The sequence below is a fragment of the Micromonospora sp. NPDC005553 genome (assembly GCF_042871765.1).
Classification (GTDB): domain Bacteria; phylum Actinomycetota; class Actinomycetes; order Mycobacteriales; family Micromonosporaceae; genus Micromonospora.
The window spans coordinates 13684-34987 of record NZ_JBIAJD010000007.1; the positions used below are offsets into that span (position 1 = coordinate 13684).

Sequence of the window (21304 nt, forward strand, 5' to 3'; positions counted from 1 at the left end):
CGTCCCACCACAGCGGGGCATCCGGGGCTGAGGCTCTGCGTACGCTAGCAGTGTCCACACAACCCCTCAAGTCGCTGTTTTTGTTATCTGGTAACCGCAATCCACCACCGATCGGTCTACGCCGGAGGCACGAATGCCGGCCAGCCGGCAGGCGGCGAGCACCGCGGCGCGAACGATGACCGTCGGACAGTACAGCTCCTTGCCGCACCACAGTGGAGGGTGCTCCCGCGCAGCGGATTCGTGCAGGTAGGCGTGCCCGCGCGCCACCGCGTCGTCGACCCGGGGCACCGCCGTCGGCACCGTCAACAGCACCTGGAGGGCGTACGCGGTCTCCTCGGCGGTGCCGCCCCACCGCCCCCACGAACCGTCCGCGCGCTGGCTGTTCAACACCCAACCGGCCGCCCGATCCACCGCCTCGGCGGCAGCCGCGCCCCGCCCGAACTCGGCGAGTGCCAGCACGCAGCAGGCGGTGGCGTAGTACGGCGAGGCGTGCCACCTGTCCTGCCAGGCACCGTCGGCGCGTTGACGCCCGGTCAACACCGCGCTCAGCCGGTCGACCGCCCGGTGGTAGCGACCGTCGGCGTCCGGGTACCGGCTCACGTACTGACCGAAGGCGTTCAGCACGTGGGCGTTCGTGGTGACCGAGAAACCGTCCTCCCCCGGCCAGGTGCAGAAGCCGTCGGCCGTCTCGTACGCCCACAGGCTGGCCGGGTCCGCCGGACGGCCGAGCCGGGCCAACGCGTCGAGTGACACCGCTGTGGTGTCCGCGTCGGTCGGCAGGCCGTCGCCGGTGGCGATGCCCTGGCCGGTGGTGGCTGCGGTCAGGCTCTCCAGGACGTCAGCCGGCGGGTCGATCGTGATCCCGGCCCGGCTCAGGCCACTCAGCACCCAGGCCCGCTCGAAGACGGTGATCGGTGCCGGGCAGGGCACCGGGCCGCCTCCGTCGCGGATCAACGCCCGCAGGAAGGCGTACGCGGCGGGGCCGGCAGCCGGGCCGGCCAGGCTCAGCCAGGCCGCGGTCGCGGCGGGTGAAGCGCCGACCGCGGTGAGGGTGGGGCCGGCGTCGGAGGGTGCCGCCTCCAGGATCTCGTAGAAGTGGGCCAACTTCGGCGGCAGAGCCGCTCCGGCGGCCACCGCGGACCGCACCGCGCGCAGCCGGTCCCGGTTCAGCCCGGCCGGAAGCGGCAGTGGCGCGCAGGCCAGCCGGTCGGCGGTGGCTCGTTCCAGCCCGGCGAGCCGACCATTGATCGTGTCGACCAGCGCCGGAACGATGAGGTCCAGCGCGGGGGTGTCCGGCAGGGTCCGGGCGTCCGTGCGGAGCAGTGTGTCGACGAGCGCGCCGAGCCCACGGGCCACCGGGGCGAGCAGCTTGGTCCCGGCCCTGCCGTCGGACAACACCGCGAGCAGCGCGTCGGTGGCGCTCAGCGTCGGCACCAGGGCGTACCCCTCGGGAGGGCCCCACGCCCCGTCCGGGCGCTGGCTGCGCACCAGGAACGCGATCCGCTGGTGGTGCCCGGTCAGCCAGGGGGCGACGGCGACCAGCCGCCCGGTCTCGTACACGGACGCGGCGACCTGCCCCCACGGCCGCAGGCGAAGGCTGGCGACCAGCTCGCGGGCTGCGGCGGCAACCGGTTCGGTGGTCGTCGCCGCGTCGGCGAGGAGACGGGTGCCACAGTCACTCATCGCGCACTCCCCAGAAGTCCGACAGTTGGTAGAAGCCGCCGGTGAAGGAGATCTGTCGGTTGAGGTAGTCCGCCTGACGGGGGCACCGCTCGGCGAGGGCGGCCAGGTCACCCCGGGAGCGGGCGGTCAGCTCGGCCAGCCGGTCGTGCACCTGCGCCGGGTCGTCGACGAGCGAGAGGGCGTTCAGGTCACCCCACTCGGCGTCACGTGTCTGTGTGGCGAGGTCGTTGACCAGCCGCAGCACCCGCTGCACGCCGCGTCCGGCGTCCAGCAGATCGGCCAACTGGGCGAGTGTCCGGTCGTCTCCGGTCGCGATCCAGTGGGTGACGTTGACGAAGGAGCTACCGGTGTTGTCGGCGTTCTCCAGGTAGCGGTCCAGGTCCGGCAGGCGTCGCCCGGTGGTCGGGTCGGTAGGCAGGTTCTTCCAGTCCCACTCACGGGCCATGGCGGCGAGCATCCGGGCCAGCTCGTCGCGCCAGATCGGGCGCAGCCGGGCGAACGCCGGCACGGTCGCCAGCTCGTCACGCAGATCGGCCAGCAGTCGGGCCAGGTGCCGCCCCGGTGGTGGCGGCCCGCCGTCGACCACCGCCAGGCAGGCATTCACCACCTCGCGGACGTCGTCCACGGACCGGGCGAGGTAGTCGACCTGCCAGTCGGCCGCGAAGACCCAGAGGACGGTACGGGTGGTGATCCGCAGTTCGGCGACGCTGTGCCAGGGCGCGACGAAGGCAACCGCTGTGGCAACCGAACTCAGCAGTGCCGGGTCGAACGGCGCGGCGTCGAACAGCTCGGGATGGGCGGCGGTGACGGTCTGGAGGTCGCGTACGCCCCGCAGGGCGAGTGCGCACACCCGACCCTGCTCGGCGACTGCGTCCTGACCGGCCCGCGCCGGTCGCGGGGCCTCCGTCACGACGCGGCCGGGCGCTCGACCGGGGTGAGGATGAGCTCGGCCCGTTGCTTGGGTTGCAGCGAGGCGCCCATCCGGGGGGTGAGGTCCACCGGTTCGCGCAGTCGAAAACGGTAGCGGCTCAGCACGGTGCTGACGATGAGCTGGGCCTCCAACAGGAACAGGTACTGACCGAGGCACTGGTGCGGGCCCCCGCCGAACGGGAAGTAGGAGTAGCGGTAACGCCGCCGGGGCAGCTCCGGCGCGAACCGCTCCGGGTCGAAGAGTGTCGGGTCGGTCCAGAAGGTCGACATCCGCTGGGTCACGTACGGGCTGACCAGCACGGTGCCGCCGGCCTTGACCCGCACCCCGCCCAGCACGTCGTCGCCGACCGCGGTGCGCGGGATCATCCAGCCGGCCGGGTAGAGCCGCAGCATCTCGTCGAGCACCATCCGGCCGTAGCGCAGTTGGGGCAGGTGCTCGCGTCCGACCCGTTCGGCGCCGACCACCCGCTCGATCTCGTCGGTCATCCGCTCGGCCACGTCGGGCCGGGACCCGAGCACCGGCCAGAGCCAGGAGAGCAGGGCGATCGTGGTCTCGGTGGCGGTGGAGAACATCGCGACCACGTCGCCGCGGATGGCGTACTCGTCGGGTTCGCTGCCGTCGGCGCGCGGCCGGCAGAGCGTGGAGATGATGTCCTCGCCGTCGGTGGGATGGGACCGGGCCGCCCGGATGATCGGCAGCACCACCTCGTCGATGGTGCGCACCGCCTCGCGGAAGCGCCGGTCGCCGGGCATCGGTACCGCGTACGGCACGACGGGCATCAGCAGTCGGGGGAGCATCGCGGTAGTGAGGGTGTCCAGTGCGGCGCTGATCCGCAGCGCGTCGGGCACCGAGATCCGGTCGGCGAAGAGCACCCGCATTGTGGTGCGCAGGACGATCCGGGTCAGTTCGGCTCCCCCGTCGATCGGGCGACCGGCGCGGGCCGGTTCGAGCCACTCGTCGACCGCCTCGTTGATCGCCTCGGCCATCCTGTCGACGAGCATCTCGGCCCGCTTGGCGGTGAACAACGGTTGCAGCGCGCCTCGGCTGGATTCCCAGATCTCACCCTCGGCGACCAGGATGGCGTCACCGACGATTCGACGTACGGGCCGCCAGAGCAACCCGTCGCCGTCGCGGGTGTAGTTGGCAACGTTGTCCCGCAGAATGCGTTGCAGGTGCTCAGGGTGGCTGACCAGATAGGGGCGGAACGAGCCGAGGTTGAGCCGGACGACGTCACCGCCGGCGTCCTGCGCGAAGTCGACGAGTGCACCCAGCGGATCGCGGGCCAGTGCCGGGAGAACGCGTCGTAACGGGATCGTCCGGGGCTCGGCGCTGACGGTGACGGGGCCCGCTTCGGACACCTGCGACATCGAACCACGTCTCCTCGTCGTCCCGACGACCGCGAGAGTCCACTTCGGTCGGTCAGGTTGATGAAACTTTCACCTTATGGGCCGCCGGAAGCATCTCACCAAATGGGGGGCACCTCCAGACTTGCGTACAGCGCAATTTCCATCTAAGCGCACGCACAGCCGTCGATGTTCTACGTCGAGCAAATCCAGAATGGATATTCAGGAGTGGCACCCGCCGGGTGGCCGATCAAGCCACCACCACGGCGGGCGGAGGCGGCCGCATCCGGCCGGCCGGGCTGCCACCTCTCCGCCAGGGCGACGGAGGGCGGGCCGATGCGGGTCGGTGATCCGGGACGCACCGGTACCCCCGAATCCGGGCGACGCCCGGCACCCTGTGCCAGGCTCTGTGGCATGGACGACAAGACCATCCTGAACCGGATCTCCGAGCTGGTCGACGAGGAACACAAGCTGCGTGCCGACGCCCAGGCCCACGAGTCGGGCACCGAGGGCGAGGCCAGCGAGCGGCTGCGCGCCCTGGAGGAGTCCCTCGACCAGTGCTGGGACCTGCTACGCCGCCGACGGGCCGCCCGGGAGACCCACGGCGACCCGGACGCCCAGGGCGAACGCCCCAAGCCCGAGGTGGAGCGCTACCTGCAATAGTCGACGCGGCAGGTCGGGCGGCGCGACCGCCCGACCCGCTCCGATCAGCGCAGGCCCGCCTCGTGCAGCAGCTCTCCGGTCAACATGCCCGGGTCCACCAGCTCGGCGGAGAGACCCCGGGCCGCGAACCAGGCGCCGACCACCCGCACATCGCGGGCCAGGAACTCCGGCCCCTGTGGGTTCGCCACCACGTCGACCACCTGCGGCAGGTCGATCACGACCAGTCGACCCTGGTGCACGAGCAGGTTGTACGGCGACAGGTCGCCATGCGCGTAGCCGGCCCGCGCCAGCACCCGCAGCGCCTCCACCAGTTGGGCCCACAGGTCACGCAGCTCGGTCGGGCCAGGTCGCAACTGGGCCAGTCGGGGTGCCGCCTCCCCCGACTCGGCGTCACCGACGAACTCCAGCATCAGCTCGGTGCCCCGCAACTGCACCGGGTACGGCACGGCGATCCGGTCGTGCCCGGCGCCGATCTCCCAGAGCCGGCTCAGCGCGGCGAACTCGGCTGCCGCCCACTGCCCGGCGATCATCTGCCGGCCGAACGCCGTCCGGCTGGCCATCGCCCGGTTCTCCCGGGACCGGCGCACCCGACGGCCCTCCAGGTAGCCGGCATCGCGGTGGAACAACCGGTGCTCGGGATCGCGGTAGCGTTTCACCGCTAGCAGACAGGACCGGTCGGTGTCCGGCACGGCCCGACGGACCAGGTGGACGTCCGCCTCCTTGCCGGTCTTCAACACACCCAGCTCGGTGTCCTTGGCGGCCAACTCGGTGACCAGCCAGGCGGGGTGCGGCTGTGGCCCGTGCACGGCGTCGTCCCAGGACGACCAGCGCTCGCCGGTGTCCGGGTCAGGTTCGCTGTCCGGGTCTGCGAGCGGCTCGGTGGGCCGCCCACGCTTCAGAAACTGCTGTTCGTCGTCGTCGAAGCGGCTCTTGCCGCGGCTCCGGCGCTCAAGCGCCGGAAGGTCATGATCGCGCACTGTGGTGAGGTTCCCTTGGTCGAGGCTGAGATAGGCAGCTGGAAGAAGCGACCTGCAAAGACGGCCATGACCCGCCTCCTCTCCTCGACCGGGCACACGCCCGGGATGCACCATGCGCGGACAATGCTCGTACGACCACGTCGGCCGGTCAACCGAATTACCGAGCCGCCACCCGAACGACCGCTCGGACGCCCGGCCGGCAGCGCGGAACCCTCAGCGGGCCAGGACGGTGGCGACCGCGGCGATCAACCCGTCCGCGGTGCGGCTGGGCGCGAACCGGACGTCCGACCAGGTGCGCCCCCGGTGCAGCCAGACGCTGGGCAGCCCGACGGCGGCGGCCCCGCCGATGTCCGCCTCCGGGCTGTCTCCGATCACCCACGCCCCCCGCAGCGGCATCCTGACCCGCTGGGCGGCGAGCGCGAAGATTCTCGGGTTGGGCTTGCTGACGCCGGCCTCCTCGGAGATCACCCAGTCCGCGACGTACTGGTCCAGCCCGGTCTGGCGAATCTTGGCGTCCTCGACGCGTACGGTGCCGTTGCAGACCACCACCGGCACCCAGCCGGCGTCGTCGGCGATCCGCAGCGCGCAGGCGGTCAGCGGGTCGAGCCGGGTCTGCGCCACCACCCCGTCGTGCAGCTCCTCGACCAGGTCGATCGAGGGAATCCGCAGCTCGTAGCGGTCCCGGATGGCGTCGGCGAGGTCCCAGCGGTCGGTCAGACCGTCGGCGTCGATCGAGATCAGCCAGTCGATGTCGGTGTGGGGCGCGCCGATGCTGTCCAGGAAGCGCTCACCCCAGCGGCGGAACGGCCCGGCCCGATCCAGCAGGGTGTTGTCCAGGTCCAGCAGGAGCAGTGGCACTCGGGCACCCTACGGGACCGACGTGTCCGTTAACAGATGCGGCGGGTATCGAGCTGACGAAGGGCTCAGCCAGGCATCGACAGCCGGGCGCCGCCCTGGTCCGGCAGCCGATCGAGAAGCATCGAGTGGGCCGTCCGGGTAGCCGCGAGCACTGCGGGGTCCAGCGTCGCCACGAGCACCGCCGTGCCGTCGTCCGCTCCGCCAGCCAGCACCCGCCCCTCGGGGTCGTAGATGGCCGCACCGCCGTTGAACCGCCACGGATCGGCACCTCCGACCGCGTTGGCGAAGACCACGAACATCGTGTTGTCCAGGGCACGTGCGGCGTAGTAGAGATCCCGGCGGTGCTCGGAGCCGGCCAGGTATCCGCTGGGGCACAGGTAGGCGTGCGCGCCGTCGAGGGCGGCGGCCCGGCCGTGCTCGGGGAAACAGCCGTCGTAGCAGATGCCGAGCCCGAGCCGCCAGTCGTCGACGAGCAGCGTGGCACCCCGGTCGCCGGGGCTGAACAGCTCCCGCTCGTCGCCCCACAACTGCTGCTTGTCGTACCCGACCCGCACCTCGCCGGTCCGGTCGACCACCAGCGCCGCGATGGTCCGCCGGCCGTCGGGGTGCCGGACGGCCGCGCCGACCACCGCGGTGACGCCGGCCTCGCGCGCCGCGACGCGCAGCGGGTCGAGCCGGGGATCCGCGACCATCCCGGCCGGGTCGGCCGCGACGTCCGTGCCGGCCGGGTCGGCAGCGAGAACCGGCGGGTGGTACGCGCAGAGGAACAGCTCCGGTAGGACGGCCACCCGGGCGCCCCGCCTACCGGCTTCACGGACCAGGTCGGCGGCGATGACCGTGTTGCCGGCGACGTCGCCCGGTGTGGGGGTGGCCTGGATGGTGGCCACCGTCAGCGGGGAGTTGGGCAGGGTGTGGGGCTGGGTCACCGGGCGATGGTAGTCGGCAACATCCCAAGCCGTACGTACGGTTTGCGTGCCCCGGGGTGACCTGCGACGATCGACGTGTGCCCAGAGTAAGCCAGGACCAGCTCGACGCTCGCCGGCAGGAGATCCTCGCCGCGGCCCGGGCGTGTTTCGCCCGGCTCGGCTACGAGGGGGCGACAGTACGCCGCCTCGAGGAGGCCACCGGCCTGTCCCGTGGCGCGATCTTCCACCATTTCCGCGACAAGGACTCGCTCTTCCTGGCCGTCGCCGAGGACGACGCCGCGGTCATGGTCGAGACGGTGGCCCGCAACGGTCTGGTGCAGGTGATGCGCGACCTCCTCGCTCGCGCCGTCTCGCCGGACACCACCGGCTGGCTGGGCAGCCAGCTGGAGGTCTCCCGTCGGCTGCGCACCGACCCGGCGTTCGCCAAGCGCTGGGCGGAGCGGTCCGCCGCGATCGCCGAGGCGACCCGGGACCGGCTGGCCCGCCAGCGCGACGCCGGGGTGCTGCGCGAGGACGTCCCGATCGACGTGCTGGCCCAGTTCCTGGAGCTGGCCTACGACGGCCTGGTGCTGCACCTGGCCATGGGCCGACCGGCCGGCGACCTGGGCCCGGTGCTCGACCTCGTCGAGGAGGCGGTCCGCCGGCACTGACCGCGCGCACACCGGTCTGTCGACCGTGGCGAGGCTGCTCCACAATGGGGCCGCCGATCCCTCCGGTGACAGGAGCAGTCGATGACCGTCCACGCCGCGTCCGGCGACACCTGGGGCATCTCCGGCCCGACCTTCCTCCGCTACTACATCGCCGCGGCCATCCTGCTGGTGGCGATCGTGGCGTACCAGCGCTTCCGTCTGGCGGTCGGGTCGAGCGGTGCCATGACCGCCGATCCCCTCGGACCCCAGCAGGTCGCGTACCTCAACGGTGGCCCCCAACTCGCGGTGCACTCGGCGCTCGGCGGGCTGCGCGGCAGCGGCGCGGTCGCCGTACGACCGGACCGCCGACTGACCACCGTCGGTGCCGCACCGACCGGGCTCACCCCACTGGACCAGGCCATCCACTGGGCAGCCCACCAGCACTCGCGGGTCCGGGACCTGCCCCAGGACGAGCGCGTACGCGTCGCGCTGCACCAGATCCGCAACGGCCTGGAGGAGCGCGGGCTGCTGACCAACGACGCGCAGCGCGCGCGGGCCCGCTTCTGGGCCACGCTCCTGATCGCCCTGCTGGGTCTCGGTGTGCTCCGGTTTGTCTCCGGCCTGTTCAGCGGCCGCCCGGTCGGCTACCTGCTGATGACCCTGGCCGCTCTCCTGATCGTCACGCTGGTGCTGCGTCGGGTCCCGATGCTCACCCGGGCCGGTCGGGCCGCCCTGCGTTCCGTCCGCCGCCAGCACACCCACCTCGCCCCCGCCTCCGCGCCGGCCTACGCCACCTACGGAGCGGCCGGCGCGGCGATGGGCGTGGCCCTGTACGGCACCGCCTCGCTCTGGGCGCTCGACCCTGGCTTCGCCGAGCAGGCCGAGATCCAGCGCCAGGCCGCCGCCGGCAGCGGCTGGTCCGGAGGGTCCGACGGATCCTCGGGCGGTGGTGACAGCTCCGGCTCGGACGGCGGCAGCTCCTGCGGCGGCGGCGGAGGCGGGTGCGGCGGCGGGGGGTGCGGCGGATGACCGGCCCGTCCGGCGTCGGCATCGGCTGGCGGCCGGAGATCGCCGGTTTCGTGGCCGAGCTGCCCGGCCTACGCTTCGTGGAGGTGGTGGCCGAGGGGGTGCCCGCCTCCGGGCCGCTCCCGCCCGGCCTGACCCAGCTGCGGGACCGCGCGGTGACCGTCGTACCCCATGGGGTGCGGCTCTCTCTCGGCGGCGCCGAGCCGGTCGACCCGGCCCGGGTCGCGCACCTGGCCGCGGTGGCGCAACGCCTGGACGCCCCGCTGGTCAGCGAGCACATCGCGTTCGTCCGGGCCGGCGGCCTGGAGGCCGGTCACCTGCTGCCGCTGCCGCGCAGCCGGGAAGCCGTCGACGTGGTCTGCGCCAACGTGGCCCGGGCACAGGCCGAGCTTCCGGTGCCGATCGCGCTGGAACCGATCGCCGCGCTTGTCGACTGGCCCGACGACGAGCTGACCGAGGCGGACTTCCTCACCGAGATCCTCGACCGGACCGGAGCACTGCTGCTGCTGGACGTGGCAAACGTGCACGCCAACGCCCGCAACCGGGGTGCCGACCCGCTGGCGTTGCTGGACCGCCTGCCGCTGGAACGGGTCGCGTACGCCCACGTGGCTGGCGGCGCGGAACACGGCGGTTTCTACCACGACACCCACACCGACCCGGTGCCGACAGCGGTGCTGGAGCTTCTCGGCGCGCTCTGCGCCCGACGGCGACCGCCGGCCCTGCTGCTGGAGCGCGACGGCCACTACCCGCCGGCCGTCGAACTCCGCGCCGAACTGGACGCTCTGGCCGCCGCCGCAGGCTTTCCGGCCGTGACATGACGGGCACACCAGAGGGCGGCAGCGCGCCGACGCCCCGCGCCGGGCTGGCCGAACGGCAGGCCGAACTTGTCGCGGCGCTGGTCGCCGGGGGTGAGCCACCGGCGGGGTTCGCGCCGGGCCCGCTGGCCGCCACCCGCGCGGCCCTGCTGCGCAAACGGGCCGGCGAGGTGGCCCGGCACTGGCCACTGCTCGCCGCAGGTCTCGGTGCCCGCTGGTCGGCCACCTTCGCCGAGTGGGCCGCCCGGCGACCCACCGCCGGATCGCTCCGCGACGGTTGGGACCTGGCCCGGGCGCTGCGCGCCCAGCAGGCGCTCCCCCCGGCCGCCGCCGAGGAGTTGGCCGTCCGGGAGGCACGCCTGCGCTACGACGGGCTTCGAGCGCCGCGCCCACGCCGGGCGCCAGCGGTGGGCCGCGCCGGCGGCGCCGTCGCGCTGCAGATCGCCGGCCGGGTACGCCTGCTGCGCCCCGCCCCACGGCTGCCCACCCGTGCTGGCAACGGGTTACCGGATGCGGCAGGATCGGAGTTATGGATCTCGGACTGACCGACCGCGTGTACGTCCTCACCGGCGCCTCCCGCGGTCTGGGTTACGCGACCGCACAGAGCCTGGTCGCCGACGGTGCGCGGGTGGTGCTCTCGGCCCGCGACCCGGACGCGGTGGCCGCCGCCGCGCAGCAGCTTGGCGGCCCGGAGCACGCCATCGGGCTGACCGCGGACCTGACCCACCCGGAGACCCCGGGGCAGCTCGTCGCCGCCGCTCAGGAACACTTCGGCCGGCTCGACGGCGCGCTGATATCGGTCGGTGGACCACCGCCGGGCAACGCCGCAGCGGTCACCGACGAGCAGTGGCGGCTGTCCTTCGAGACCGTCTTCCTGGGCACCATCCGCGCCGTACGCACTGTCGCCAACGCCCTGCCCGAGGGCGGCGCGATCGGGTTGGTGCTCTCCACCTCGGCGCGTGGCCCGGTGCCCGGTCTCGGCATCTCCAACGGTCTGCGGCCCGGCCTGGTCGGGGCCGCCAAGGACATCGCCGACGACTACGGTCCGCGTGGGGTCCGGGTGGTCGGGCTGTTGCCCGGCCGGATCATGACCGACCGCAACCGGGAACTGTTCGGAGCGACCGGTGACCCGGAGCGGGCCCGCGCCGAGGCGGAGGCCGGCATCCCGCTGCGCCGCGTCGGCGACCCCGCCGAGTTCGGCCGGGTGGCCGCGTTCGTGCTCTCCCCCGCCGCGAGCTACCTCACCGGAATCACAGTGCCGGTCGACGGCGGCGCGCTGCGCGGGCTGTGACAGCCGAGCGGGCCCGACCCGCCCGCACGGTGACGCCGCCAGAGCCTGCCCCACACGACCACCCGGCCGTCGATCGACTCGACATCACGGAGGCCGGGCTGTCGACGCGACCAGGACATGCCGACGTCCAGGAACCCGAGTCGATCGAGGCGCGGCGTTCCGGCCCGACCCGGCCCACCCGCGCGGACCTCGCGGCAGCCGCGGACCGGACGATTCCCGACGTCCTCGCTCCCGGCCTGGCGGTGCTCTTCGTCGGCATCAACCCGGGCCTGTGGTCGGCGGCGACGGGCTGGCACTTCGCCCGCCCCGGCAACCGGTTCTGGCCGGCGCTGCACCGGGGCGGGTTCACGCCCCGGCTGCTGCACCCCAGCGAACAGGACGAACTGCCAGCGCTCGGGCTCGGCATCACCAACATGGCCGCCCGGGCCAGTGCCCGCGCGGACGAGCTGAGCACCGAGGAACTCCTCGACGGCGCGGCGATCCTGACCGACAAGGTGGCCCGGTACCGGCCGCGCTGGGTTGCAGTGGTGGGGGTGACCGCGTACCGGATCGGTTTCCAGCGGCCCAAGGCCGCCTTCGGGCCGCAACCGGAGACACTGGCCGACGCGCGGCTGTGGGTGCTACCCAACCCCAGCGGCCTGAACGCGCACTTCACCCCGGTCACCCTGGGCCTGGCGTTCGCCGAGTTGCGGGCAGCGACCGAGCTACCAGCCCTTTGATCGACGACGTCAGTTGGCGGCGGCCGGTGGCAGCACCTCGTCGGCGCGGTAGGTGCCCAGCGGCATGACCACCGGCTCGGCACCGGTCGCGTCGACGAACGGGGTGGGCGAGTCGGCGACCGCGAACTGGGTGCGATACAGCTCGGCGTAGAGCCCACCAACGGCCACCAACTCGTCGTGCCGTCCCCGCTCGACGACCCGTCCGCCGTCCAGGACGAGGATCTGGTCTGCGTCGCGCACCGTGGAGAGCCGGTGCGCGATCACCAGCGCGGTCCGCCCGGCCAAAGCCACCGACAGCGCCCGCTGCACCGCCGCCTCGCTCTCCGAGTCAAGGTGAGCGGTCGCCTCGTCGAGGATCACGATCGACGGCGCCTTGAGCAGCAGCCGCGCTATCGCGATGCGCTGCTTCTCGCCGCCGGAGAACCGGTAGCCGCGCTCCCCCACCGTGGTGTCCAGACCGTCGGGCAGCGCCCGAACCAGATCGGCCACCTGCGCCCCGGCCAGGGCGGCCCAGATCTCGTCGTCGGTGGCGTCCGGCTTGGCGTAGCGCAGATTCTCGGCGATCGTCTCGTGGAACAGGTGCGAATCCTGAGTGACCACACCGATCTCGTCGCGCAGCGAGGCGAGCGTCGCGTCACGCACGTCCACGCCGCCGACGAGCACCTGCCCGTCGCTGACGTCGTAGATCCGGGAGATGAGCATCGACAGTGTCGACTTGCCCGCCCCGGACGGGCCGACCAGCGCGACCATCTGCCCCGGCTCGACGCTGAACGAGACCCCCTTGAGCACCGGTTCGTTGACGGTCCGGTCGAGGGTGGCGACCTCCTCCAGGGAGGCGAGGGAGACCTCGGCGGCGCTCGGGTAGCGGAAACGCACGTCGCGGAAGTCGACCCGGCCGGCGCCCAGGGGCACCGGCACCGCGTCGGGCTTCTCCACGATGCCCGGCTCGAGGTCGAGCACCTCGAAGACCCGGTCGAAGGAGACCAGCGCGCTCATCACGTCCACCCGGACGTTGGAGAGCGCGGTGAGCGGTCCGTACAGGCGGGTGAGCAGCAGCGCGAGCGTCACCACGGTGCCGGCGCTGACGCCGCCGGTCACCGCGAGCCAGCCGCCGAGACCGTAGGTCAGCGCCTGCGCCAGCGAGGCGACCAGCAGCATCGCCACGAAGAAGGTGCGGGAATACATGGCGGACTGGATGCCGATGTCGCGGACCCGCTCGGCCCGGTCGCCGAACCGGCGGGCCTCGATCTCGGGCTGGCCGAAGAGCTTCACCAGCAGCGCGCCGGCCACCCCGAACCGCTCGGTCATCGTCGCGTTCATCTTGGCGTCGAGGTTGTACGCCTCGCGGGTGATCTCGGCCAGTCGCTTGCCGACCCGACGGGCCGGAATGATGAAGATCGGCAGCAGCACCAGTGACAGCGCGGTGATCTGCCAGGAGAGGGTGAACATCACCGCCGCGGTGAGGACCAACTGGATGACGTTGCTGACCACACCGGACAGGGTGGAGGTGAACGCCCGCTGGGCGCCGAGCACGTCGTTGTTGAGCCTGCTGACCAGGGCGCCGGTCTGGGTGCGGGTGAAGAACTGCAACGGCATCCGCTGCACGTGGTCGTAGACCCGGGTGCGCAGGTTGAAGATGATGCCCTCGCCGATGCGGGCGGAATACCACCGCTGGGCCAGCGACAGCAGCGCGTCGGCGACCGCAAGCGCGGCGATGAACAGGGCCAGCCGCACCACGAGCCGCCCGGCCTCGGTGCCGCCCTCGTTGATCGCGTTGATCACGTCGCCGGCGAGCACCGGAGTGGCCACGCCAATGATGGCGGCCAACACCACGGTGGCCAGGAAGACGATGATGTCGCGCCGGTAGGGGTGGGCGAAATCGACGATGCGGCGGGCCACCCCGCGCTTGAGCCGGTGGGAGGAGACCTCGTCGCGGTTACGCATCGACCGGAGCATGCTCCACCCGGCCATGCCACCGCCGGACATCGGGTTGGACATCGTTCACCTCCGGGTTGCCGGGCAGACCGCACCGTCAGGTCAATTCTCCCGACGAGTGTGACAACCTCGGTCGTAACCCGGATCTTCCCGTGCGGTCCTTACCTATTCTCCAGTGCCGGCGAGGTCACGCAGCCGACGGGTCTGTGCCTCCCGCTCGGCGCGCTGCTGGTCGGCGTGCGACCGCCCGGCGGCCCCGGCGAGCAGCGCCTTGATCTCGACCACCGCGTCGCGGGCCCCGGAGAGCAGGCCGGCGGTCAAATCCCGCACCGCGCCGTCCAACTCGGCCGGGGGTACGACCAGGGTGGCCAGCCCGATCCGGTCCGCCTCGGCGGCGTCCAACCGGCGGCCTGTCGCACAGATCTCCAACGCCCGCGAATAGCCGACAAGCTCGACGAGGCGTTTCGTCCCGGCCAGATCCGGCACCAGGCCGAGGGTCACCTCGGCCATCGACAGCTTCGCGTCCGCGGACAGCACTCGCAGGTCGCAGGCGAGCGCGAGCTGAAAGCCAGCACCGATCGCGTGGCCCTGCACGGCCGCGACAGAGACGACATCCGGCCGGTGCAGCCAGGTGAAACCGGCCTGGAACTCCGCGATGCGCTCGGCGCACTCCTGCTCGGGCAGCGTGGCCAGCTCAGCGAACGACCCCGGACCGGAGGCGCCCGCCACCGCGAGATCGAGGCCGGCCGAGAACGCGCGGCCCTCACCGCGGACCACCACCACCCGCACGTCGCCGGGCAGGTCGCGGGAAAAGTCGCTCATCGCTCGCCACATCGCGGGCGTCTGGGCATTGAGCACGTCGGGCCGGCACAACGTCACCGTGGCGACCGGCCCGTCGCAAGTCAGCCGAACCCCGGTCGCCTCGGCGGTCACCGGACTTCCCGGGGCGCGGCGCTGTTGGACGACGCTGAGGGGCGGGTCACGCCTTCTTGCGGCGTCGGGCGCCACCGCGCTGACGCAGCTGCACGCCGGACTCGGTGAGCACTCGATGGATGAACCCGTAGGAACGGCCGGTCGAGGCCGCCAACGCGCGGATGCTCTCCCCCGAGGTGTACCGCTTTACCAGGTCCTTGGCGAGCGTCTGACGCTCGGCTCCGACGATCCGGCGACCCTTCTCAGTGCTGGTGGCTGTGCCAGTGGCTGCCATGCTGTGTCCTCACGTCCCAGACTGTGCGGTTCGGATACGGTCCCACCTATTAGACCGCCTCGAACGATCATGCGCCAGATATCAACTCTTCGCCAACCGACACGCTATGCAATGTCAGCTTCCCGATAGAGTGATCCTGGCGATGCGGCCCGCCGCGGCGTCCGGGCGTACCACCCGCCGGCGCTGGTTGCTGCCGACGAGCCGTAACCTGCCGTCGTGATCGACCTGCTCAGCACGGCGGCCGGAGCGGCAGTGGTCTTCGCCGCGACCGACATCGACGACATCGTCATCCTGACCCTGTTCTTCGTCGCGGCCCGCACCACCGGTCGGCCCCGCCCGTGGCAGATTGTCGCCGGCCAATACGTCGGTATCGGTGCGCTCGCGCTGGCGAGCGCGGTGGTGGCCGCCGGGCTGCTCGTGGTGCCGGACCCGTGGACGGGGCTTCTCGGCCTCTTGCCGATCGCGCTGGGCGTACGCGCGCTGCGTCACTCCGACGAGGACGAGACCCCCACTGTCGTCACTGGAGCGCTCGGCGTGGCCGGCGTGACGATCGCGAACGGCGCCGACAACGTGGCCGTCTACGTACCCGTCTTCCGCGCCCTCGGCGCAGCCGACAGCGCGGTGTTCCTGCTGGTCTTCGTGCTGCTCATCGCGCTGTGGTGTGCTGTCGGCGCGTGGCTGGGAGGGCACCCACGGGTGGTCCGGCTGGTCGAACGCGCCGGCCACTGGCTGGTGCCGACGATCTTCATCGGCATCGGCGTGGTGATCCTGGTCAGCTCCGGCGTGGTCGGCCGGCTGGTGGACCTGCTCGGTTGAGGCCCGGCCAGAAGCTTGGTCAGGCCAGCTCGACAAGTTCGAGCAGGTCGTCGCTCCAGGCGTCCTCGTCGCCGTCGGGCAGCAGGATGGCCCGGTCCGGCTTGAGCGCCAGCACCGCACCCGGGTCGTGGGTGACCAGGACGATCGCGCCCGGGTAGTTGGCGATGGCGTCGAGGACCTGCTCCCGGCTGACCGGGTCGAGGTTGTTCGTCGGCTCGTCGAGCAACAGCACGTTGGCGCCGGAACAGACCAGGGTGGACAGCGCCAGCCGGGTCTTCTCGCCGCCGGAGAGCACCCCGGCCGGCTTGTTCACGTCGTCGCCGGAGAACAGGAACGCGCCGAGGATCTTGCGCAGGTCGGTGTCGGACTGCTCGACCGCGGCGGCGCGCATGTTCTCCAGAACCGTCCGCTCCACGTCCAGCGTCTCGTGCTCCTGGGCGTAGTAGCCCAGCCGCAGGCCGTGCCCCGCGTGCACCTCACCGGTGTCCGGGTTGAGCAGCCCACCGAGCATCCGCAGCAGGGTCGTCTTACCGGCACCGTTGAGCCCGAGGATGGCCACCCGGGAGCCCCGGTCCACCGCCACGTTGACGTCGGTGAAGATCTCCAGCGAGCCGTACGACTTGGAGAGGCCGGTCGCAGTGAGCGGGGTCTTGCCGCACGGAGCGGGACTGGGAAAGCGCACCTTGGCCACCCGGTCGGCGACCCGCACCTCCTCCAGGCCGGAGATGAGCTTCTCGGCACGGCGGGCCATGTTCTGCGCGGCCACGGTCTTGGTGGCCTTGGCCCGCATCTTGTCGGCCTGCGCCATCAGCGCGCCGGCCTTCTTCTCCGCGTTGGCCCGTTCCCGGCGGCGGCGTCGCTCGTCGGTCTCGCGCGCCTCCAGGTACGCCTTCCAGCCCAGGTTGTAGACGTCGATGACCGACCGGGTGGCGTCGAGGAACCAGACCTTGTTGACCACCGACTCCAGCAGCGCGCCGTCGTGGGAGATCACGATCAGGCCGCCCTTGTGGTTGGCGAGGAAGCCCCGCAACCAGGTGATCGAGTCGGCGTCGAGGTGGTTGGTGGGCTCGTCGAGCAGCAGGATGCCGCCGCCGTTCTCGCCCGCGTCACGGAACAGGATCCGGGCCAGCTCAATGCGGCGCCGCTGACCACCGGAGAGGGTGCCGATGGTCTGCGCGAGCGCCCGGTCCGGTAGACCGAGGTTGGCGCAGATCCGCGCGGCCTCGGCCTCGGCCGCGTACCCGCCGAGGGCGGCGAACTGGTCCTCCAGCGCGCCGTACCGACGGACCAGCTTGTCGGTGGCGTCCTCGGCGAGGCGGGCCTCGATCTCCTGCATCTGGGACATCAGCACGTCCAGGCCGCGCGCGGAGAGCACCCGGTCGCGGCCGGTGACCTCCAGGTCACCCGTGCGCGGGTCCTGCGGCAGGTAACCGATGGCGCTGCGCTGGTCGATCTGGCCGCCGTACGGCTGCCCCTCGCCGGCGAGCACCTTCAGCGTGGTGGTCTTGCCGGCGCCGTTGCGACCGACCAGGCCGATCCGGTCACCGGGCTGCACGCGCAGGGTGGTGTCGGACAGCAGGATCCGGGAACCGGCACGCAGTTCCAGGCCGGTGACAGTGATCATGTTTGCGGGCTCGCTCTCGGGGTTCGGAAGGCTGACTCGGGGCACGCGAAACGGCCGGCGGGCTCAAGAGGCCCGACGGCGCGGGGCGGTTCAGCCTTCGCAGCGCAGCACCTGACAAGTGTACCGGGCGCGCCCGGAGCTCCTGCCCGGATTACCAATCAAGATCATCGGGTACCGGAACGCCTGTCCGGACCCCGTCCGGCACTCGATGGACGAAACGGCACACAAAAGACACTCACCGGCATACGGCGATCGGGGTCACCATGGAACTCAACGAGCGGGCCGAAATCGACACCTCGCAGGTCAACGACGTGGGCCGCGGTGGTGGAGGCGGCGGAGGCGGCCTCGGCATCCCGATCCCCGGCGGCGGCGGTCGGGGCGGCATCATCGGCATCGTGGTGGCGGTGCTCGTCGCGCTGCTCGGCGGCGGCTTCGGCCTCAACGCCATGACAAACGGCGACGAGGGCGGTCAGGCCGGTGGCACCGACCTGGAGCAGTTGTGCTCCCGCGACAACCCCGAGCGTCTCGACGACGCGCGCTGCCGCAACGCGCTCTACGTCAACAGCATCCAGGCCTACTGGCAGAAGGCGTACCCGGAGTTGGGCAAGGGAGAGTACGAGCAGACCGACACCAACTTCTTCCAGGCCGCCGTCAACACCGGCTGCGGGCAGGCCGACTCGGGCGTCGGCCCGTTCTACTGCCCCGCCGACAAGCAGGTCTACATCGACCTGAGCTTCTACGACGAGTTGGCGTCCCGGTTCGGGGCGAAGGGCGAGTTCGCCCAGCCGTACGTGCTCGCCCACGAGTACGGACACCACGTCCAGAACCTCCTCGGCACCAACGCGAAGGCCGGCCAGGGTGACCAGAGCGGCCCCCGCTCCGCCTCCGTACGGCTGGAGTTGCAGGCCGACTGCTACGCCGGTGCCTGGGCCAAGCACGCCACCGAGAGCAAGGACAAGACCGGTCAGGAACCGCTGTTCAAGTCCATCACCCAGACCGACATCAGCGAGGCGGTGCAGGCCGCCGAGGCGATCGGCGACGACAGCATCCAGGAGCGCTCCGGCGGGCGGGTCAACCCCGACCAGTTCACCCACGGCACGTCCGAGCAGCGCAAGCGTTGGTTCACCCAGGGCTACGACCGTGGCGACCCGAAGACCTGCGACACCTTCGGTACCGACCAGCTCTGACACCCGCTCCGAAGTCGTGGCAGGCCCCCGGTGGGCCTGCCACGATTGTCATTCCGGCCGAAGCTCCGGGGTCAGGTGAGCCGCGAGACCTGGTAGTGGCCGATGAGCCAGTCGTCGTCGACCCGCCGCAGCAGCACTCCGAGGTTGACGGTCAGTGCCGGCCGGTCGGTGAAGCCGAACTCCACCTCCAGGTAGCCGAGGACCACGTCGTCGGCGAGACGGCGGATCTCCCGGATGTCGTACGCGGCGGTCAGGCCGAGCGGCTGTCCGGCGTAGTACGCGGCGACGCCGGCAGGACCGACCGTGTACGGCTGCAACCCCTGGAAGATCGCGTCGTCGGTGAAGCACGCCGCGACCCGATCGGGCTCGTGGGCGTCGACAGCCGATCTCCACCGGTCGAGGACGGTACGCAGAATCTGAGCGTCGGACATGATGATCTCCCTGCTGACGGACGTGTCCCGTGGCGTGCCTGTCGAGGCGGCGTGCCCTCGCCGGCTCAGCGAGGCGGCTGACCCGGGTCGTTCGGGTGCGGCGTCAACGGCGTCACGGTCTCGCGCCGCCAGGCGCGCAGCGGCATCGACGCGAGCACGGCTTCCAGCTCATCGGCGTCGTCGGCCTGGAACAGCCCCCACGTACGCCACTCCCCCGGTGCCAGCGGCGGCCGCCACAGCCGCAGGAGACTGCCCTGGGCCGTCAGCTCGGCCGAACGCGCGGCCTCTCGCGCACGCATGTCGGCGACGCCGTCCTCCGACGTCCCCTGCGGCACCGTCGTCACCATGTCAACCAGAAACTCCACGCGCCCATCCTCCAGCCGCCGGCCGGACAGCACGCCGCGAACCCCGTTTTGGGTGGCGACCGTCTCCCCTCCGACGCCGCCCGTGCGGGCCTCCGACGCCGCTCGTGCAGGCCTCCGACGCCGCCGGCGCGGGCCTCCGACGCCGCAATGGCGGGCCGAGGTCAGTCGGGGTCGCGCACCAGGATCCGTACCGCCCGGGCCGCACCCACCGCCGCGACCAGCACCGCGTGCCGGGGCTCCGGCACGTCGAGCAGCCGCTCCGCCCGCAACGGCACGAGCGGGGCCAACCGCCGGTCGGTCAGCACACCGTCCACCGCCCGCCGGTCACCGCCGCAGACCAACGCGGCGAGCGTCGCCACCTCCGGCAACAGCAGCCGTACGGCCAGGTCCGCCGCGTCGCCCAGCGCAGCCTTCGCCTGGTTGTCACGCCGACGGGCGAACCGGTGCTGCGACCATCCCCCCGCAGCGGTGCGCCCCTGCACGTAGCGGGTGTCCACCTTGGAGACGACGAGGTCGCCACCCTCGGCCACCCCGAGCGCCACCGCGCCCTTGCGCGCCAACAGCAGGCCGATCCGGCGGGGCATGACAGCGGAGGCCACGAACCCGGCCACATCCGCGCCGGCCGGCGCACCCGGCGGGGCGTGCAGCTCGGCGGTTGCCCCGTCCGGGGCGGCGAGCAGTAGGCCGTACTCCCTCGCGCTGGTGCTGGGCGGGCCGTGCCGGTCGGCGAAGCCCTCGACCCAGCGGCCGACGCGGGCCGGGTCGACCTCGACCCACCGGCCTCCGCCGGCTGCGGGTCGACTGGTCATCGCCCGACCGTACGGCACAGCGAACCCGTCCGGGCCCCCGGGCGGCCCGTGTGCCCGGCCAGGAACACGCCCGGCGACATCGCGGACCCGGCGCGGTCGGGCGCCGTCCGGGTGGCTGAGCCGCCGGTGAACCTGGTCTGGCTCGGCCTGGACCCAGCCACCTCCTGCGGGGTCGGCCGCCGCGCCGGATGGTCGCCGTGGCCGTTCAGCCTGGCAGTAGCGCGGCCACCGCCAACGCGGCGATGAGCGCGCTGGAGACCAGGCCGGTGACCAGCCGGCCACGCGACCCGGTCAGCGCCCGGCCGACCACGGTGCCACCGCCGGCGATGACCAGTTGCCAGCTCGCCGACGCCAGGAACACCCCGGCCACGAAGAGGGCCATCGGGACCATGCCCGAGTCGGCAGTGTCCCGGCGGCCGAGCACCAGGGCGGTGAAGTAGAGCACCGTCATCGGGTTCAGCAGGGTCAACCCGAGCAGCGCCGCGTAGGCCCGCCCCGGAGTGCTCATGCCCCCACCGTCGCGTGCCGTCGGCGGTCGCGGCGAGCGGTGCGCGGACCACGTCCGCCACAGGCCGTGCCCGGCGAGGCCCAGCAGCACCACGGCGGCGACCACCCGCAGGGGCCCGGCGACCGGCGCGATGATCCCGGCCAGGCCTGCGCCGCCGAGCACGGCCACCACCGCGTAGAGCCCGTCGGCCGTCGCCACCGCGAGCGCCGCGGCCGCACCCACCCGAAACGACGTACGGGCGCTGAGCCCCAGGATCAGAATCGCGATCGCGCCGACGGGAATGGCGACGCCGTAGCCGGCCACGAGACCAGCGAGGAACGCGCCGCTCACGACGGCGGGCGCCGGATCGAGGCGGGCCGGGGCAGGCTGCGCTGTCGACGCGCGGCAGTGGCCGCACGGACAGGAACCTGCTTCGGGTACGCCTCAGTCACACGCGCATCCTCCGCGCCGGACCCGCGCCCCCGCCACCGATATTCCGCCGCGCCCCGCGCCCCGCGCCCCGCGCCCCGCGCCCCGCGCCCCGCGCCCCGCGCCCCGCGCCCAAGATCCGCGCAACATTCC

23 protein-coding genes are annotated in these 21304 nt (G+C 72.3%); 9 read left to right on the forward strand and 14 right to left on the reverse strand.

Translation table 11 applies throughout. From position 1 onward, the window contains the following. Positions 1-66: 66 nt before the first annotated feature. From ACFYPG_RS26780 to ACFYPG_RS26790, 3 genes are read right to left on the reverse strand one after another with little or no spacing between them, the layout of a single operon-like run. The gene (locus ACFYPG_RS26780; RefSeq protein WP_387354259.1) at positions 67-1683 is read right to left on the reverse strand and encodes a prenyltransferase/squalene oxidase repeat-containing protein; all 1617 of its coding nucleotides are present in this window, start codon (positions 1681-1683) and stop codon (positions 67-69) included. Continuing rightward, complete coding sequence (locus tag ACFYPG_RS26785; RefSeq protein ID WP_355009972.1) at positions 1676-2593, reverse strand: terpene synthase family protein; 918 nt, start codon at positions 2591-2593, stop codon at positions 1676-1678. Before ACFYPG_RS26785 ends, ACFYPG_RS26780 begins: the two co-directional genes overlap by 8 nt. Beyond that, the gene (locus ACFYPG_RS26790; protein WP_355009986.1) at positions 2590-3927 is read right to left on the reverse strand and encodes a cytochrome P450; all 1338 of its coding nucleotides are present in this window, start codon (positions 3925-3927) and stop codon (positions 2590-2592) included. The genes ACFYPG_RS26785 and ACFYPG_RS26790 overlap by 4 nt, the downstream gene beginning before the upstream one ends. Before the next feature lie 444 nt (positions 3928-4371). Here ACFYPG_RS26790 and ACFYPG_RS26795 point away from each other — a divergent pair, with 444 nt between their 5' ends. Then, entirely contained in the window at positions 4372-4620 is a 249-nt protein-coding gene (locus ACFYPG_RS26795) for a DUF2630 family protein (RefSeq protein WP_091403743.1), read from the forward strand. A 44-nt stretch (positions 4621-4664) separates the two neighbouring features. On the opposite strand, the gene ACFYPG_RS26800 is transcribed toward ACFYPG_RS26795, so the two are convergent. From ACFYPG_RS26800 to ACFYPG_RS26810, 3 genes are all read right to left on the reverse strand, one after another. Then, a complete protein-coding gene (locus ACFYPG_RS26800) occupies positions 4665-5597 on the reverse strand; it encodes an RIO1 family regulatory kinase/ATPase (RefSeq protein ID WP_355009971.1) in 933 nt (310 codons plus the stop codon). Between the two features lie 213 nt (positions 5598-5810). Further along, positions 5811-6455, reverse strand: a complete 645-nt coding sequence (locus tag ACFYPG_RS26805) for an HAD family hydrolase (protein WP_387354260.1) — start codon at positions 6453-6455, stop codon at positions 5811-5813. Positions 6456-6520: 65 nt separating this feature from the next. Beyond that, positions 6521-7381 (reverse strand): carbon-nitrogen hydrolase family protein, encoded by an 861-nt coding sequence (locus ACFYPG_RS26810; RefSeq protein WP_387354261.1) that lies wholly within the window; start codon positions 7379-7381, stop codon positions 6521-6523. A gap of 77 nt (positions 7382-7458) precedes the next feature. Between ACFYPG_RS26810 and ACFYPG_RS26815 the strand changes: the two genes are divergently transcribed. From ACFYPG_RS26815 to mug, 6 genes are all read left to right on the forward strand, one after another. Next, positions 7459-8031 (forward strand): helix-turn-helix domain-containing protein, encoded by a 573-nt coding sequence (locus ACFYPG_RS26815; protein WP_355009969.1) that lies wholly within the window; start codon positions 7459-7461, stop codon positions 8029-8031. Positions 8032-8112: 81 nt separating this feature from the next. Next, positions 8113-9039 carry a TIGR04222 domain-containing membrane protein gene (locus ACFYPG_RS26820; protein WP_387354262.1) on the forward strand — a complete coding sequence of 309 codons (927 nt, stop codon included), beginning with the start codon at positions 8113-8115 and terminating at the stop codon, positions 9037-9039. Then, positions 9036-9854 (forward strand): DUF692 domain-containing protein, encoded by an 819-nt coding sequence (locus ACFYPG_RS26825; RefSeq protein WP_355009967.1) that lies wholly within the window; start codon positions 9036-9038, stop codon positions 9852-9854. Before ACFYPG_RS26820 ends, ACFYPG_RS26825 begins: the two co-directional genes overlap by 4 nt. Continuing rightward, positions 9851-10396: a hypothetical protein gene (locus ACFYPG_RS26830; protein WP_387354263.1), complete on the forward strand. Its 546-nt coding sequence runs from the start codon at positions 9851-9853 to the stop codon at positions 10394-10396. Before ACFYPG_RS26825 ends, ACFYPG_RS26830 begins: the two co-directional genes overlap by 4 nt. Beyond that, positions 10381-11142, forward strand: a complete 762-nt coding sequence (locus ACFYPG_RS26835; protein ID WP_355009965.1) for an SDR family oxidoreductase — start codon at positions 10381-10383, stop codon at positions 11140-11142. Before ACFYPG_RS26830 ends, ACFYPG_RS26835 begins: the two co-directional genes overlap by 16 nt. Before the next feature lie 143 nt (positions 11143-11285). Then, positions 11286-11861, forward strand: a complete 576-nt coding sequence (mug, locus tag ACFYPG_RS26840) for a G/U mismatch-specific DNA glycosylase (RefSeq protein WP_355009985.1) — start codon at positions 11286-11288, stop codon at positions 11859-11861. A 9-nt stretch (positions 11862-11870) separates the two neighbouring features. On the opposite strand, the gene ACFYPG_RS26845 is transcribed toward mug, so the two are convergent. The 3 genes from ACFYPG_RS26845 to ACFYPG_RS26855 form a co-directional block, all read right to left on the reverse strand. Continuing rightward, a complete protein-coding gene (locus ACFYPG_RS26845) occupies positions 11871-13847 on the reverse strand; it encodes an ABC transporter ATP-binding protein (RefSeq protein WP_387354410.1) in 1977 nt (658 codons plus the stop codon). Positions 13848-13961: 114 nt separating this feature from the next. Continuing rightward, positions 13962-14729: an enoyl-CoA hydratase/isomerase family protein gene (locus tag ACFYPG_RS26850; RefSeq protein WP_196924402.1), complete on the reverse strand. Its 768-nt coding sequence runs from the start codon at positions 14727-14729 to the stop codon at positions 13962-13964. Between the two features lie 46 nt (positions 14730-14775). Continuing rightward, positions 14776-15003, reverse strand: a complete 228-nt coding sequence (locus tag ACFYPG_RS26855; protein WP_007462679.1) for a helix-turn-helix domain-containing protein — start codon at positions 15001-15003, stop codon at positions 14776-14778. A gap of 216 nt (positions 15004-15219) precedes the next feature. On the opposite strand from ACFYPG_RS26855, the gene ACFYPG_RS26860 reads away from it, so the two are divergent. Beyond that, positions 15220-15819, forward strand: coding sequence for a cadmium resistance transporter (locus tag ACFYPG_RS26860; protein WP_387354264.1), 600 nt, complete (start codon positions 15220-15222; stop codon positions 15817-15819). Positions 15820-15838: 19 nt separating this feature from the next. Here the strand turns inward: ACFYPG_RS26860 and ACFYPG_RS26865 are convergent, their stop codons facing one another. Then, positions 15839-17443 carry an ABC-F family ATP-binding cassette domain-containing protein gene (locus ACFYPG_RS26865; RefSeq protein ID WP_387354265.1) on the reverse strand — a complete coding sequence of 535 codons (1605 nt, stop codon included), beginning with the start codon at positions 17441-17443 and terminating at the stop codon, positions 15839-15841. A 263-nt stretch (positions 17444-17706) separates the two neighbouring features. Here ACFYPG_RS26865 and ACFYPG_RS26870 point away from each other — a divergent pair, with 263 nt between their 5' ends. Continuing rightward, on the forward strand, positions 17707-18630 hold the full coding sequence (locus ACFYPG_RS26870; RefSeq protein WP_355009962.1) for a neutral zinc metallopeptidase: 924 nt from the start codon (positions 17707-17709) through the stop codon (positions 18628-18630). Between the two features lie 71 nt (positions 18631-18701). Here ACFYPG_RS26870 and ACFYPG_RS26875 read toward each other — a convergent pair whose 3' ends face one another. The 4 genes from ACFYPG_RS26875 to ACFYPG_RS26890 form a co-directional block, all read right to left on the reverse strand. After that, positions 18702-19061 carry a hypothetical protein gene (locus ACFYPG_RS26875; protein WP_355009961.1) on the reverse strand — a complete coding sequence of 120 codons (360 nt, stop codon included), beginning with the start codon at positions 19059-19061 and terminating at the stop codon, positions 18702-18704. A 65-nt stretch (positions 19062-19126) separates the two neighbouring features. Further along, a complete protein-coding gene (locus ACFYPG_RS26880; RefSeq protein ID WP_238682673.1) occupies positions 19127-19426 on the reverse strand; it encodes a muconolactone Delta-isomerase family protein in 300 nt (99 codons plus the stop codon). 161 nt (positions 19427-19587) lie between these two features. After that, complete coding sequence (locus ACFYPG_RS26885) at positions 19588-20235, reverse strand: acVLRF1 family peptidyl-tRNA hydrolase (protein ID WP_355009960.1); 648 nt, start codon at positions 20233-20235, stop codon at positions 19588-19590. A 205-nt stretch (positions 20236-20440) separates the two neighbouring features. After that, the gene (locus tag ACFYPG_RS26890; RefSeq protein WP_387354266.1) at positions 20441-21073 is read right to left on the reverse strand and encodes a LysE family transporter; all 633 of its coding nucleotides are present in this window, start codon (positions 21071-21073) and stop codon (positions 20441-20443) included. Positions 21074-21304 lie beyond the last annotated feature (231 nt).